The sequence below is a fragment of the Lysinibacillus sp. S1 genome (genome assembly GCF_044986265.1).
Classification (GTDB): Bacteria; Bacillota; Bacilli; order Bacillales_A; family Planococcaceae; genus Lysinibacillus; species Lysinibacillus capsici.
In genome coordinates, this window is sequence record NZ_CP173154.1 from 3899197 (window position 1) to 3914200 (window position 15004).

At 36.8% G+C, this 15004-nt stretch carries 14 protein-coding genes and 1 pseudogene; 12 read left to right on the plus strand and 3 right to left on the minus strand.

Features of this window, described 5'->3' with window-relative positions; all coding sequences use genetic code 11:
• Positions 1-7 precede the first annotated feature (7 nt).
• Positions 8-721: a pseudouridine synthase gene (locus ACHZEU_RS19530; RefSeq protein WP_048393477.1), complete on the plus strand. Its 714-nt coding sequence runs from the start codon at positions 8-10 to the stop codon at positions 719-721.
• Between the two features lie 168 nt (positions 722-889).
• A complete protein-coding gene (locus tag ACHZEU_RS19535; RefSeq protein WP_279495787.1) occupies positions 890-2407 on the plus strand; it encodes a GGDEF domain-containing protein in 1518 nt (505 codons plus the stop codon).
• Between the two features lie 58 nt (positions 2408-2465).
• Here the strand turns inward: ACHZEU_RS19535 and ACHZEU_RS19540 are convergent, their stop codons facing one another.
• Both ACHZEU_RS19540 and ACHZEU_RS19545 read right to left on the minus strand, forming a co-directional pair.
• Positions 2466-3635 (minus strand): MFS transporter, encoded by a 1170-nt coding sequence (locus ACHZEU_RS19540; protein WP_004226066.1) that lies wholly within the window; start codon positions 3633-3635, stop codon positions 2466-2468.
• 394 nt (positions 3636-4029) lie between these two features.
• Complete coding sequence (locus ACHZEU_RS19545; RefSeq protein ID WP_004226074.1) at positions 4030-4251, minus strand: DeoR family transcriptional regulator; 222 nt, start codon at positions 4249-4251, stop codon at positions 4030-4032.
• Between the two features lie 357 nt (positions 4252-4608).
• Here ACHZEU_RS19545 and pepV point away from each other — a divergent pair, with 357 nt between their 5' ends.
• The 7 genes from pepV to ACHZEU_RS19580 all read left to right on the plus strand — a co-directional run bounded on the left by pepV (position 4609) and on the right by ACHZEU_RS19580 (position 12033).
• Complete coding sequence (pepV, locus tag ACHZEU_RS19550) at positions 4609-6015, plus strand: dipeptidase PepV (protein ID WP_279495784.1); 1407 nt, start codon at positions 4609-4611, stop codon at positions 6013-6015.
• 27 nt (positions 6016-6042) lie between these two features.
• Positions 6043-6897, plus strand: coding sequence for a D-amino-acid transaminase (dat, locus tag ACHZEU_RS19555; RefSeq protein WP_103118672.1), 855 nt, complete (start codon positions 6043-6045; stop codon positions 6895-6897).
• Positions 6898-7119: 222 nt separating this feature from the next.
• Positions 7120-8124: a nuclease-related domain-containing protein gene (locus tag ACHZEU_RS19560; RefSeq protein ID WP_288582103.1), complete on the plus strand. Its 1005-nt coding sequence runs from the start codon at positions 7120-7122 to the stop codon at positions 8122-8124.
• A gap of 3 nt (positions 8125-8127) precedes the next feature.
• Complete coding sequence (locus ACHZEU_RS19565; RefSeq protein WP_257960547.1) at positions 8128-9057, plus strand: diacylglycerol kinase family protein; 930 nt, start codon at positions 8128-8130, stop codon at positions 9055-9057.
• A gap of 96 nt (positions 9058-9153) precedes the next feature.
• Positions 9154-9804, plus strand: a complete 651-nt coding sequence (trmB, locus tag ACHZEU_RS19570) for a tRNA (guanosine(46)-N7)-methyltransferase TrmB (protein WP_404803664.1) — start codon at positions 9154-9156, stop codon at positions 9802-9804.
• 11 nt (positions 9805-9815) lie between these two features.
• Entirely contained in the window at positions 9816-10679 is an 864-nt protein-coding gene (locus ACHZEU_RS19575) for an MBL fold metallo-hydrolase (RefSeq protein WP_048393489.1), read from the plus strand.
• Positions 10680-10806: 127 nt separating this feature from the next.
• On the plus strand, positions 10807-12033 hold the full coding sequence (locus tag ACHZEU_RS19580; protein ID WP_404803665.1) for an ATP-grasp domain-containing protein: 1227 nt from the start codon (positions 10807-10809) through the stop codon (positions 12031-12033).
• A 216-nt stretch (positions 12034-12249) separates the two neighbouring features.
• On the opposite strand, the gene ACHZEU_RS19585 is transcribed toward ACHZEU_RS19580, so the two are convergent.
• Entirely contained in the window at positions 12250-12564 is a 315-nt protein-coding gene (locus ACHZEU_RS19585) for a hypothetical protein (RefSeq protein ID WP_004226089.1), read from the minus strand.
• Positions 12565-12729: 165 nt separating this feature from the next.
• Here ACHZEU_RS19585 and ACHZEU_RS19590 point away from each other — a divergent pair.
• From ACHZEU_RS19590 to ACHZEU_RS19600, 3 genes and pseudogenes are all read left to right on the plus strand, one after another.
• A pseudogene (locus tag ACHZEU_RS19590) lies at positions 12730-13806 on the plus strand (M42 family metallopeptidase).
• 59 nt (positions 13807-13865) lie between these two features.
• Positions 13866-14387, plus strand: coding sequence for a DUF84 family protein (locus ACHZEU_RS19595; RefSeq protein ID WP_054549934.1), 522 nt, complete (start codon positions 13866-13868; stop codon positions 14385-14387).
• Positions 14388-14481: 94 nt separating this feature from the next.
• Positions 14482-15000 carry a hypothetical protein gene (locus ACHZEU_RS19600; protein WP_281216049.1) on the plus strand — a complete coding sequence of 173 codons (519 nt, stop codon included), beginning with the start codon at positions 14482-14484 and terminating at the stop codon, positions 14998-15000.
• Positions 15001-15004: the final 4 nt, after the last annotated feature.

Consider the following 15004-nt stretch of genomic DNA (forward strand, 5'->3'; position numbering starts at 1 on the left):
TGGAACGATGCGTTTAGATAAATTACTAGCAAATATGGGGTACGGCTCTCGTAAGGAAGTGAAGCAGCTATTAAAGCAAAAAGCTGTCACAGTAGACGGTGATTATGTCAAGGATGCAGCTTTACACGTAGACCCAGAAAAGCAAATTGTATCAGTGTTTGGAGAGCGCGTTGTTTATACAGAATTTGTTTATTTTATAATGAATAAACCGCCTGGTGTTATTTCTGCCACTGAAGATTTAAGAGATGAAACAGTCATTGATTTATTAGAGCCATTACACCAGCATTTTCAACCGTTTCCTGTTGGTCGATTAGATAAAGACACAGAAGGGTTGCTCTTATTAACAAACGATGGTCAATTAGCTCATAATTTATTGTCTCCCAAAAAGCATGTGCCAAAAGTTTATTACGCACAGATTGAAGGCGTTGTGACAGAAGAAGACGCCGAGAAATTTGCAAATGGTGTTGAGCTAGATGATGGCTATGTTACAAAACCTGGAAAGCTTGTGATCTTAAAGTCTGCACAGCAATCTGAAATAGAGCTAACGATTCAAGAAGGCAAGTTTCATCAGGTAAAGCGAATGTTTGAGGCTGTAGGAAAACGTGTAACATATTTAAAGCGTATTTCCATGGGAAGCCTGAAATTAGATGAAAATCTAGCGTTAGGTGAATATCGTGAGCTCACTGCTGAAGAGCTAAACGGTCTACAAAACAATCATTAAAACATATTATTCCTCGATGCATCACATAGCATCGGGGATTTTTATATACAGTAATATGACTGTAACTGTATAATATGAAATGAGTTATTGTGATATAGTCATAGAATGTATCATATTTTGAAATATTCCCCAAAAGACGATGGTATAAAATAAGTAGAGGACAATTAAATGAAGAACCTGCGTATTAAATTATTACTATCTCTAATAGCATTTGCAGTCATACTTGTTGCTGTTATTTCATATGTGAACCGACAAATACTGGTAACAGAGATAGAAAAGCAAGTGAGCATGAATAAACTATTAATTGAAAATCATATTTTGACAGATATGCAAACTGTCGATGATGCCCATTTTTATTTTGATAATAATATTTCAGACAAAATGGAACAGGAGCTTAGACAGCTAAAAAACTATTACCATGAAAACCCTAATGTAGCTACTTGGGATTTGCAGCAAATGAAAAAGAAACATGGTGTGGATATTTACATAGTGGATCAATCAAATACAGTAGTTTACACAACTTTTGCCAAAGATATTGGCTTGGATTTCTCGCTTTGCTGTCAACGTTTTTCTGCTTTATTAGATGAACGGCGCGCTAGTGGCGAATTTTTTACAGATGGACTCGATATTTCAACATCAACAGGTGAATATCGAAAATTTGGCTATCTGGCAACACATGATAAGAAATATTTGCTCGAGTTAGGTATAGACCTACTAAATGATCCTGTCTTCCAAACCTTTAATTTTGAGAAAACTGCACAGTACTTAATAGGTAAGTATATTGATTTAGTGGATGTGCAAGCTATTAATGCAGGTGGCGTTTTCTTTAATGATTCGAGATCGAAGAGAATCACTGTACAGGAGCAATCTAAGAAATTTCAAAAATACTTCGAGCTAGCTAAGAAAACAATGGAGCCAGTTGAGTATGAAAAGGCATTAGACAATGGTTATATAGAAACACATCGTTTTCTGCCCTATGAAGCAGAGACAGTGAGAGGGGAGTCATCCAAAAGAATTGTCTATGTGAAATTTATCAATTTCACTAAAATGGAAGCTCTCCAAAAAAATACAAAGCAATTTTGGATCTTACTGTCTATTGCCCTACTAACATCCTTTATTATGCTGTTAGTTATTAATAAAATTTTATCTAAAACAATACACCTAGCTACCTTCGATCCGCTAACTGGTGTCTACAACCGTGCTACATATATTAGGAAAATTGATAATTTATTAAGAAAAAGAAAAATGAATGTGCCAGGTTTATTGTTAATTGATTTAGATAACTTTAAACAAGTAAACGATCAATTTGGTCATGTAGAAGGAGATCATATCCTCATTGAAACAGCGAAAATTTTAAAGCATGTTGTGAAACAAAGTGGCTTTGTTGTACGCTTCGGTGGGGATGAATTTGCCATTGTTTTATACGATACAACAGAGGAACAGATGCAGCACATAGCAGAGGACATTTTGACTCAAATAAGGTCAGTTAGATATGATGGCCAAGCTAGCGAGAAATGGTCTGTGTTGTCTGTGAGCATGGGCGGAGCCATTTATAATCATGCTGAGGATACAGAAATGAGCTTATTTGAACGGGCCGATAAAGCGCTTTATCAATCCAAAAATGCTGGTAAGGATCAATATTCTAGTTTTGCAGAGGTCGCTGCTGACGAGGATTTTATTAGTTAAAAAACGCCCCATTCTATCGATAGCATAATTAGCTATTTTGATAGCAATGGGGCGTTTATTAATGAGCAGCTATTTTTGTTCTATAAAAGATACAACTACATAATACAAGAACAGCGATGACTGGAAACATAGCGTTCATATAATGAGTCAAGAGCCAACCGCCTATTATTGGGCCAATAAAGCCACCTAAATTTTTAAATTGTGCAGCACCTAAATAGGTTGCCTTTTGAGTATCTGGCGCAATTTCATCAATCATAACATTCATTGTAGGGAAGGCAAAGATTTCACCTATGGTAAAAATAATCATGGCAATGATATAGAGCGTATAATTATTGGAGAATCCAAACATACATAATCCAATAGCAAAGAACAGTACACCTACTAATAATGTTGCTGTAGATGAAAAGCGCTCTGATACTATACTAATAGGTAATTGTAGTAATAACACAACTGCTGCATTGAGAGAGATTAATAACGAATAAAGTTTCGCACCTTCATCAATTTTTAATTCGATAATTTGTGGTAGCGTTGAGTCAAATTGCGAGTAACCAATATTGATTAAAATGGCACCCAATATAAAGCTAAGCAGCACACGATTTGTCAAAAGAATTGTGAATGTACTGAGTATTTTTGTTTGTGTAACCGCTTTGGGTTGCTGCATTTGATAGCGATTTAACACAAAAAATAAAAAGACTGCGTAAATAATATACATCATCCCTGTCAGCATAAAAGGGATACTTGGACTGGAGAGCTGTGAGATATACACGCCAATAATTGGACCAATAACCGCTGCAATATTAATGGCTGTATAACGTAAGGAAAATAGTCTTTTTCTTTTATCGGCAGGTGTAAAATCAATCATCAATGCCTGTGTGGAAGGTTCAAAAAATGATCGACAAAGTCCATTCAAAGCATTGAATAGAATAAAAAGCCAAACAGCATGAACTGTTGCGAAGCCAAAGAACACAAGACTCCAAACGATAATTGTTAATAGAATAACGCTTTTTCTACCAAAGCGATCTGTTAAATAACCCCCGAAAAATCCACCTACTGTGGAAATGAGCGGCGCGATACCAATTGTCAATCCAATTTGTAAGGGAGAGGCTTGAATTTCATTATGTAAATAAATAGCTAAAAAAGGCATTGCCATAAAGCTTGCAATACGTGTAAAAATTGTTCCACCTAAAATAATCCAAACTAATGGATGAAACAACTTTGACAAAGTCATATAAAATCCTCCTCTCAACATTTAGAATGTTTCGAGTTTAACGGATTGTTAAGCAACTGTAAATAGTTAAAATAATCTTGAAAGAGCACAAAGCAGATAATGGCGCGCAGATTTATGTTGCTATGCTAAGATGTGAGGCTCAGATTGAAGGGTAAAGGAGCAATGTAAATAATCGTTTTATATAGATGAATGGAAGTAAGATAAAAATCATTGCTTGCATAGATAGATGACTGAAAAAGTGATGAAAATAATTACTTTACACAGAAAGCAAGCTGGAGAAGTCAGTAAGCAAAGTGGGAAAAAAATCTAATAATCTTCTAACGACAAAAAAGAATGACCCCGACGAAAGGTCATTCTTTTTCCATACACAATGCTTTACGTACAAAACGTAAAACTAAGACGTTAATTTTACTTTTTTCTTCGTCGTTGTCCATCTGCCTCGACTTGGACTCGTCACCAAATCGTTAAAGGCTAACACGTTCAAATCTCTTTGAACGGTGCGAGGAGTGATACTAAACTCTTCGACTAAATCCTGTGTAGACACGGTTCCTTTGTCTAAAATAAACATGTACACGTCTTTAATACGATTAAGCATTCGATCAGTAGTTGGTTTCATTAAATGAACCACTCCTTCATCTTAATTCTCTTGGCAAAGACTAGCGGACGACAATATGTGCGGAGTGCACTTAGGCTAATAAGTAGCTGCCTTAGACATCCCCTTTTCTAATTTTATAGTCAGAACAATTATTCTGATAACTTTATTATATAGAAAAACTACTTAATTTTCTAGTGAATGCAAGAGAAATTTACAATTAATATATAAAATTTATACTGTATTTTGTGGGAATACGTGAAAAACGTGCTATATATGGTAGTGACAGTAGAAGTTACTGAAAATAGTTGTCAGAAAGCTGATTGTCATATATGTTGTAAGGTGTAGAATAATGTTAATACTTTGAAGGAGGTACATGGTATGGATTGGTTACAAGCTGCAAAAGAAAGGCAAGACGAATTAATACAAGAGTTACAGGAGCTTGTGCAAATAAATAGTGTGCTCGATGAGGATACAATAACTACTGAAGTACCTTTTGGAGATGGTCCACTTCAAGCGCTTGAATGGTTACTAGCAAAAGGTCAAAGTGAAGGCCTGCTCACGAAAAATGTTAATAATTATGCTGGACATATTGAAATGGGAACTGGTGAAGATTTACTTGGTATTTTATGTCATGTTGATGTTGTCCCAATTGGAGAAGAAGCAGATTGGACTTACCCTCCTTTCAGCGGCACAGTAGCTGATGGTAAATTATTTGCACGTGGTGCGATTGACGATAAAGGGCCTACGATTGCGGCATGGATGGCCATGAAACTTGTGAAAGATGCAGGTATTCCGTTAGAAAAAAGAGTACGAATGATTATTGGTACAGACGAAGAAACAGGATTCCGCTGTGTCGACCACTATTTTAAACAGGAGGAAATGCCGACAATTGGTTTTGCACCAGATGCGGATTTCCCGCTCATCAATGCAGAAAAAGGCATTGCAGAGCTTGTGTTCTCTCAAAATAAAGTGGGTGATGCAACGAAAGAACAACTACTACTATTTAATGCAGGAAAGCGCCCAAATATGGTACCTGATTTTGCAAAAGCAATAATTCAGCACGTAACAGCATCATTCGAACAGAATTTTCAAACATTTTTAAGTAAAAATCAGCTAGAAGGCTCTTTATTAATGGAGGAGTCTCGCTATATAATAACTATCAAAGGTAAAGCAGCCCATGCAATGGAACCAGATAAAGGTATCAATGCAGCTGTTTATCTTGCAGCATTTTTACAACAAGAGTTGACGACAGAAGCAAGTAAACAATTTGTCGACTTTATTGCAGATGTTTTTTATCAGGATCATTATGGTAGTCAGCTCGATCTGCAGTTTGAGGATACAATGTCAGGACAAACAACATTAAATCCAGGGATCGTAAGCTATGATGTCCATAAAGGCGGCAGTTTAGTAATTAGTATGCGCTATTCAGTTTCCTATCCATTCGATGAAAAAATAACAGCAGCACAACGCTTAGCGGTAGAAAAAGGGTTTTCTCTAGACATACAAGACGACTCCAAGCCACATTATGTCAGCGAAGATGATCCATTCATCCAGACATTAGCAGCTATCTATAGACGTCAAACGGGAGATACAGAAACACCTTTATTATCAACTGGTGGTGGGACGTATGCACGTGTGATGAAAAAAGGCGTGGCATTTGGCATGCTCTTCCCAGGGGAGCCAGATGTAGCGCATCGAGCGGATGAGTTTGTTGTCGTTGAAAACCTTGTAAAAGCAGCGGCAATTTATGCTGAAGCAATTGTTGAACTTGCAGGAAAAAAATAACTCAAAGACGAAAAGGATGAACAAAACATGGCATATTCATTATGGAATGATCAAATTGTTGAAGAAGGATCCATTGCAGTATCACCAGAAGATAGAGGCTATCAATTTGGTGACGGTATTTATGAAGTAATCAAAGTTTATAACGGAAATATGTTTACAGCACAAGAGCATATTGATCGTTTCTATGCAAGCGCCGAAAAAATTCGTCTTGTTATTCCTTATACAAAAGACGTCTTACACAAATTATTACATGAGCTGATTGAAAAAAATAATCTTGATACAGGGCATGTTTATTTCCAAATTACACGTGGTGCCAATTCACGTAATCACGTTTTCCCAGATGCAAGTGTTCCAGCTGTATTAACTGGTAATGTGAAAGCTGGTGAACGTGCATATGAAAACTTTGAAAAAGGGGTTAAGGCTACGTTTGTAGAGGATATTCGTTGGTTGCGCTGTGATATCAAATCTTTAAACTTACTTGGTGCAGTATTAGCAAAACAAGAGGCAGCTGAAAAGGGCTGCTACGAAGCAATTTTACATCGCGGGGATATCGTAACAGAATGTTCATCAGCAAATGTTTATGGGATTAAAGACGGTAAGCTTTATACACACCCAGCAAATAATTTCATTTTAAACGGTATTACTCGTCAGGTCATTTTAAAATGTGCAGAAGAGATTAGTTTACCTGTAGTTGAAGAACCAATGACAAAAGCTGATTTATTAACAATGGATGAAATTATTGTATCCTCTGTATCTTCAGAAGTTACTCCTGTTATTGATGTGGATGGAAACCAAATCGGTACTGGAGTGCCAGGTGAATGGACGCGTAAATTGCAACAAGCTTTTGAGGCGAAATTACCACTTTCTTTGAATTCAAAATAAAAGAACCGTTTAAGAGAACTATCGATAAGGGTAGTTCTCTTTTTTATGGATGTAATGTTTGGTATCGTCATGTAAAATAAAAAGGATAGTAATGAATAATTTTACAGATTGAAATTTGTAGAATAATTGTCGATGTATTGAATACAATGCCTCTTTTCTCCAAAGCAATCTAGATAAAAAGAGAACTATAGATATGGTGAGTAAGAATGGAGTGACCTTTACATGGCACAATTGGTGAAATTACAAGATTACATTTCACGCTATCAAATTGATTTAGCGAGATACCCAACACAATTTGTGCGCTTGAAGAAAAACCAATGGGAGCGCATTAAGCGACAGTGGGAATTGGGAGAAGATATTAGCGAGTGGCAACATGTCGACAATGAGGTGGAAGCGGAGGCTTACGAGGAAAAAGAACGTTTTACCTTCATAAAAAAATGGTTTGCTGGGCGGCAAAAGGAAACAACAGAGGATGTTGAAGAAGTAGAAATATCAAATGAGCTTGTCAGCGATGAGGATATAATTCCTGAAGAAGAAACGACACTCACATTTGAACCTAAAATTGTGTATGCACCACAATCCATCCATGAGTTGAAACGAATGTTTATTGATCAGTTCTTTCATTTTCAAATGAAATGGGCTAGTTCAACATTACGGGAAAAATCATATGTAGATCCTCGCTTCATGCGTGACTCATTGCTCCGTATGCTATTGCAAACATTGCCAGATAATTATCTATTGTTTTATTATCCAATACTACAAATTAGAAAAGCACCTATAGAGCTAGATGTAGTGTTAATGTCGCCGACAGAGTGTATTTGTATTACGGTCTTAGAGGCTGAAAATCAAGCTGTATATGTAGGTGGCAGCGATCGCTTCTGGATTAAAAAAGTAGGGACGAAGGATTTTAAAGTTTTGAATCCAACGATTAACTTAGGGCGGATGGAATCGGTACTGTCGCAATTATTTAAACAAGAGGATATTGATATGCCCATCCGTAAGGTTGTGCTATCTCGTAATGGGTATTTTGATTATCCTGGTTCACCATTTGGGGTACGCTTTGTTGATCGTCGAAATTACCATGAATGGATAGAGCATTTAAGAAAAGTTTCCTCTCCTATGAAGCATATGCAAATCCGAGCTGCACAGACAATTTTAAATACGGTCCAAACCACCTCCTTTAACCGAGATATATGGCAGCAAGCATCTCAGCCAACAGAGGAATGATGTATGAACGTTCTATTTATTGTCAATGAGGCCGCTGGGAATGGAAAAGGAAAAAAAGTTTGGCTCCAACTTCAAGAGCAACTAACGATTTCCTATCAAGTGGCTTTTACTGAATATGCAGGACATGGACAGGAAATCGCTCAACAATGGGCACACCAGCAACAAGAGAAGAAATTGCTTGTCGTTGTTGGTGGTGATGGCACCATTCATGAAGTAGTTAGTGGTGTTATACATAATAAATACATCATAATTGGTGTAGTTCGTGCTGGCTCTGGTAATGACTTTGCACGTTATTTTCATACCTTTTCCAATGCCCAGCAAATCGAGGATTATGTAAAGACTACCTTGGCTAATGTAAGAATGGATGCAGGGATCGTTCAGATTGATAATCAACGAAAAGAAATATTTGTTAATAATGCTGGCATAGGCTTCGATGCCTTTGTGACAAAATCAATTAACACTTCTCGTCTTAAGTTTTATCTCAATAAGATTGGATTAGGGAAACTTTCGTATGCTGTCGCTGTAATTAGAGGGTTATTTCGCTTTGAACGCTTTGACATAACGATACGTTCAGAGGGACAGGAATGGCAATTTCAGCAGACGTGGTTTGTGGCGATGAGTAATCAACCTTATTTTGGAGGCGGCATGAAAATATCACCTGCCGCAAAAGCAGATGATGGGCAAGTGGATATCACAATTGTACATGGTATTTCTCGTATCAAATTATTACTGGTATTTGTCACTGTGTTTTTTGAAAAACATACAAAATTTAAGGAAGTTACTTTTTTACAGGGGCAGGTCTTTGATCTTATCGTAGCAGATAAGGTTGACTGCCATACGGATGGTAATTATATTGGCATTGTCAATCAAGAGACCAATATCCACTGTACAATACAACAAAATGCTTGGCAGGTTATTGTTAAGGATTCATAAAAATATCATTGTGCAATAATTTCATGCGAATTATAAGGGAATACGTTATACTATAAAAAAATCAATAATTTCACAAGAAAGAAATGAGGAACAACATTGAGATTAAGAAATAAGCCTTGGGCAGAGGAAATGATTACAGATCACCCAGAGGTGATTATTCCAAATCCTGAAGACTTTAAAGGAAATTGGCAGGCTGTTTTCGGCAATGACAACCCTATTCATATTGAAGTAGGGTCTGGAAAAGGACAATTTGTGACCGGTATGGCTTTGCAAAATCCAACAATCAATTATATTGGCATTGAACTTTACGATAGTGTGATTGTTTGTGCACTAGAAAAAGTGCTAGAGGCAAAATCTCCAGCGAATTTACGTTTACTAAAAGTAAATGGCGCAGATTTATATAAATTCTTTGACAAAAACGATGTATCACGTGTATACCTGAATTTCTCAGATCCTTGGCCAAAAACACGACATGCAAAAAGACGTTTAACGCACGGGGATTTTTTGAAATTATATGAGTCGATTTTAGTGGATAATGGGGAAGTCCATTTTAAAACGGATAACCGAGGTCTTTTCGAGTATTCTTTAATCAGTATGTCTGAATCTGGGACGTTATTAAAGCATGTATCTCTCGACCTGCATGCAAATATGCCAGAGGATAATGTGATGACAGAATATGAAGAGAAGTTTTCTGCGAAGGGGCAGCCGATTTATCGCTTAGAATCGCAATTTATCACTAAATTGTAGGGGGAATATGGATGGATCAGTTACAGTTTCACAATATGTCATTATCATGGCTAAACGGGGGTGTTACGTGCCTAGATGGTGGTGCGATGTTTGGTGTTGTACCAAAGCCTCTTTGGTCCCGCAAATATCCAGTCAATGAAAAAAACCAAATTGAATTACCAACAGAACCTATTCTTATTCAATTTGGGGGCAAAAACTACCTTATTGATACGGGTGTTGGCTTTAACAAATTAAATGAAAAGCAGCTACGAAACTTTGGTGTAACAGAAGAATCTTCGTTAGCTGATAGCTTACAAGAGTTAGGATTAACGACAGCAGATATTGATGCAGTGTTAATGACGCATTTACATTTTGATCACGCTGGGGGGTTAACACAGTGGGAAGGGGATGTACTTGTACCAACTTTCCCAAATGCCAAGATTTTTGTAACGAAAATTGAATGGGATGAAATGCGTAACCCCAATATCCGTTCTAAAAATACTTATTGGAAAGAAAATTGGGAGCCAGTTCAGCATTTAGTTGAAACCTACGAAGAGTCATTGGAAGTAGTACCTGGAATCGAAATGCTTCATACTGGTGGTCATAGTGAGGGTCATGCTGTCATCAAGCTAACGCAAAATGATGAAGTGTTATTGCATATGGCAGATATTATGCCGACTCATGCTCATCAAAATCCATTATGGGTATTAGCCTATGACGATTATCCAATGACAAGTGTATTTGCAAAAGAGCGACTGATGAAAGAAGCCCTTGCAAATAACTATGGCTTTATTTTCTATCACGATGCTTATTACCGTATGATTCGATGGGATGAGTCAGGCAAAGAGATTGTGGATAAACTAGAGCGTAGTAGACAAGCTGTTATTACATTTTAATCGAGCAAGCAAAGGCGAGGTATTTGGCATATAAAATGTCAATACCTCGCGTTTTTGTTCGTGAACAGGATAGAAAATATGATACACTTAACACGATACTAAAATACAAAAGAGAGTTGAAATAAACATGGCAACTGAACAACCATTTTTACCCGTTTTACTTGGATCAGATATGAATGCATATGGTATGGCACGTGCGTTTTATGAAGCATATGGTATTAAACCACTTGTTTTAGGACGTTCTCATTTAACAGCAACACAAGATAGCCATATCCTACAATTTCAAGAAATAGACCGTTTAAATGAACAAGATGTTTTTGCACCTGCCCTTGCAGAAGTTGCAAAAAAATATGCTGATAAAAAACTATTACTTTTAGCATGTGGGGACGATTATGCCAAGCTGATCATCAAAAATAAGCCAGCATTACAAGAGCATTTTACCGTACCTTATATCGACGAATCATTGATGGATGAAATTTTATTGAAAGAAAATTTCTATAAAATGTGTGATCAATATAATTTTAAATATCCAGGTACAACAACGGTGACAGCTGACAACTATGAAAACTTTACACCACCATTTGCTTACCCTATCATTTTAAAGGCTTCCAACTCTGTAGAATATTGGGCTTGTAAATTCCCTGGGAAGAAAAAAGTATTTGTTGCACATGATGAAGCGGAAAAAACGGCTATATTAAAAGCTATTTATAGCTCTACTTATCAGGATACAATGATTATTCAAGAATTTATTCCTGGGGACGATTCCTATATGCGTGTGTTAAATGCCTATGTAGGAAAGGATGGAAAAGTGAAGCTGATGTGTCTAGGTAACCCTATTCTAGAAGAACATTCTCCTGAAGGAATCGGAAGTTATGCAGCCATCGTGACAACCTATGATAAAGAATTAATGGATCAAGTACGTTTCTTCCTAGAGGACATTGGCTATACAGGTTTTGCGAATTTTGATATGAAATATGATATTCGAGACAAGCAATATAAACTTATAGAGGTCAGTTTACGTAATGTGCGTTCTAGCTACTATGTAACAGCAAGTGGGCATAATTTAATGAAGTATGTTGCGGATGACCATATGTTAAATATCGAGCAAGAAGTCACATATGTGGAGGACAAGCATTTATGGATGATTATTCCTAAAGGTGTATTATTCAAATATGCATCGAATGAAAAGCTCAAACTAGAAGCAAAAAAATTAATTAGTGAGGGTAAATACACAAATTCTCTCTACTTTAACGAGGATATGAATGCGAAGCGTTGGGTGAAACTAACACTCAATAATTTAAATTATTAMCGTAAGTATAAAAAGTACTTTAATAATAAAGGTTTATCMGAATAACATAGAGAAGCCATCTTCATTTTATGAGATGGCTTCTTATGTTGTTGAATTAGATATTATGAGTAGCAGAAAAGGCCCTTTAGCAAGGTGAGGGGTTGATTTCCGTTCCGCCAGCGCATTGGAAATCTCTTTTCACCTTTCACAAAAATGTTTTGTTTTTAACATTATAAGAAGCCATCTTCAATTTATGAGATGGCTTCTATTGTATATACATAATTAAACTTCTGTTAGTTCCACGACAACACCAGAGCGTGCATCGGCAGCAAATTCGAATGTCTGCATCTCACCTTCATGCATACGCGAGATCCCCCCACGATATACTGGAATGGTAATAATACCGTTTGTAAAATCTTCAGTTTTCATAAAAATCCAAGAACCATCAATCGGTGAATCCTTTTTAAATTCTCTTTTTATGTTTTCAAGTACTTGTCCTGCAGGTACGAACGGAGAAACTTTTTCACTAGCTTCTTTAATAATGACTGCGGCAGCTAAGCCAGTTGCGACACCAATTAAAAAATCACGTAATTTCATACTTTTTTCCTCCTTTTTCTATACCTTTATTTTAGCATAGCCTATAGAGTGAATGCACGTTCACAATTATGCGGATTGAGGAAATGTATCAATATTTCGAATTCGGAAATAATTGTGTTACAATAGGCAAGGAAGAATATTCTACTTCGTGGGGAGAGAGTCATCATGAATGAGGAAACATTACAATTATTTAAAACATTAACAGAATTACCAGGCGCTCCGGGTAATGAACACGCAGTACGCGCGTTCATGCGTTCTGAGTTAGAAAAGTACTCGGATGAAAYCGTTMAARATMATTTGGGGGGTATTTTTGGTGTTAAGCWMAGWGRKRKTRCKGATKCACCGAAAAKATKAGTTGCTGRTCATATGGATGAGGTAGCATTTATGGTTACTTCTATCACAGATAATGGAATGATCCGTTTTCAAACATTGGGCGGCTGGTGGAACCAAGTTATGCTTGCACAGCGTGTAGAAGTATATACGAAAAATGGGGCAATTCCTGGTGTAGTTTCATCCATCCCACCCCATTTATTAACAGATGCAGAACGAGCGAAGCCAATGGATATAAAAAATATGCTTATCGATGTTGGTGCTGATAATAAAGAAGATGCTATGTCTATGGGTGTTCGTCCTGGACAATCCATCATACCAATTTGTCCATTCACACCAATGGCTAATCCGAAGAAAATTATGGCTAAAGCTTGGGATAACCGCTATGGCTGTGGTCTAGCGATTGAATTAATGAAAGAAGTACAGCACGAAAAATTAGGTTCACATTTATACTCAGGTGCAAATGTAATGGAGGAAGTTGGCTTGCGCGGTGCACAAGTATCAGCAAACATGATTAAACCAGATTTATTCTTTGCACTAGATGCTTCTCCTGCCAATGATATGTCAGGTGAAAAAAGTCAATTTGGACAGCTCGGCAAAGGTACTTTACTTCGTATTTTAGATCGTACAATGGTAACACATCGTGGTATGCGTGAATTCATTTTAGATACGGCCGAATCCAATCATATCCCTTATCAATACTTTGTCTCCCAAGGTGGAACAGATGCTGGTCGAGTGCATACGGCAAACGATGGCGTTCCAAGTGCAGTTATTGGTGTATGCTCACGTTATATTCATACATCAGCATCAATTATTCACATTGATGATTATGCAGCTGCCAAAGCTTTAATTGTTGAATTAGTGAAAAAAGCAGATCGTTCGACATTAGAGTCAATTCACGCTAATGTATAAGAAGCTAGGAAGATGCCTTTTAGAGGCATCTTTTTCTATGGAAAGAAAGTGGGGATTAAATGAAAATAGCAATTGGCACAACCAATAAGGCCAAAACAGAAGCAGTTGAAGTAATTGTTCGCAAATACTTTGAGGATTCTCTCTTTACTCATGTCAAAGCTGCTTCTGAAGTATCAGATCAACCGATAAGTAATGAAGAAACTAGATTAGGGGCAATGAATCGTGCTAAAAACGCCTTGATTTTAACGGATGCAGAATTATCATTTGGCTTAGAAGGTGGCGTAACTGAAATCGATGATGACATGTATGTTTGTAACTGGGGTGCATTAACTGTGTCAGATGGAACAATGTTTACAGCTGCTGGCGCACAAATTATTCTGCCAAAAGAAATTGCCCAGGAAATAAGAACTGGTGGAGAACTTGGACCGATTATGGAGCAATATACAAAGCGTCGAGATATTCGTCAAGGCGCAGGTGCTGTAGGTATTTTTACGCAAGGTTTAGTTAGTAGACAGATGATGTTTGAGCATATTGTCTCGCTTTTAGTTGGTCAATATTTGTTCACATTTTCACAAAAATAGTTAAAAAGAATTAGTGGTGAGAGGATAGTTAGGTTGCATCTTATGATTAATTTTTTTAAAATAGAAAAAAGTTAGTAGTGAAAGGAAGAGAGACATGTTATTTTCATGGCTAAGAGCAATTGGCCTAATGCTTATACTTCTTGTCCTTTCTGGCTGCAATCAATCTATTGATGATCAAATTGCTAATGGGCTCCAATTAACGGAGAAGGTTTTTGCTGAAGAGCCAGAAGAACATACAGTAGAAATTGGGGATATCAAATTATACTTACCTTCAAACTTTAAAATTGAAGACAGTTCAGATGCTTATAATATTGTGATTTCAAAAGGCAAAGAAAGCTACATTCTTTTTATCAATGATCGTGAAGCACAAGACAGTAAACTTTATTATAATCTTTTAAAAGAAAATGAAGCGGACAAAATTATCGAGGAATCGACTTTTGATAAGGATGGTCGTTATGGCTTCACAGCGGTTCTAAAAACGGACGAAGAAAATGAAATGGAGCTCATTGTTAGTAGTGGTGGTGTGAAGATGACAACCATTTCAAAAGCAAAACAAATTGAAAATAATTTGCGTGAGATGACGAAAATCGTTCATTCGGTTAAGATGAAGTAAATAG

Coding starts and splice junctions, on each gene's coding strand:
- ACHZEU_RS19530 (WP_048393477.1), top strand. CDS start 8: ATGCGTTTAGATAAATTACTAGCAAATATGGGGTACGGCTCTCGTAAG.
- ACHZEU_RS19535 (WP_279495787.1), top strand. CDS start 890: ATGAAGAACCTGCGTATTAAATTATTACTATCTCTAATAGCATTTGCA.
- ACHZEU_RS19540 (WP_004226066.1), bottom strand. CDS start 3,635: ATGACTTTGTCAAAGTTGTTTCATCCATTAGTTTGGATTATTTTAGGT.
- ACHZEU_RS19545 (WP_004226074.1), bottom strand. CDS start 4,251: ATGAAACCAACTACTGATCGAATGCTTAATCGTATTAAAGACGTGTAC.
- pepV (WP_279495784.1), top strand. CDS start 4,609: ATGGATTGGTTACAAGCTGCAAAAGAAAGGCAAGACGAATTAATACAA.
- dat (WP_103118672.1), top strand. CDS start 6,043: ATGGCATATTCATTATGGAATGATCAAATTGTTGAAGAAGGATCCATT.
- ACHZEU_RS19560 (WP_288582103.1), top strand. CDS start 7,120: ATGGCACAATTGGTGAAATTACAAGATTACATTTCACGCTATCAAATT.
- ACHZEU_RS19565 (WP_257960547.1), top strand. CDS start 8,128: ATGAACGTTCTATTTATTGTCAATGAGGCCGCTGGGAATGGAAAAGGA.
- ACHZEU_RS19575 (WP_048393489.1), top strand. CDS start 9,816: ATGGATCAGTTACAGTTTCACAATATGTCATTATCATGGCTAAACGGG.
- ACHZEU_RS19585 (WP_004226089.1), bottom strand. CDS start 12,564: ATGAAATTACGTGATTTTTTAATTGGTGTCGCAACTGGCTTAGCTGCC.
- ACHZEU_RS19595 (WP_054549934.1), top strand. CDS start 13,866: ATGAAAATAGCAATTGGCACAACCAATAAGGCCAAAACAGAAGCAGTT.
- ACHZEU_RS19600 (WP_281216049.1), top strand. CDS start 14,482: ATGTTATTTTCATGGCTAAGAGCAATTGGCCTAATGCTTATACTTCTT.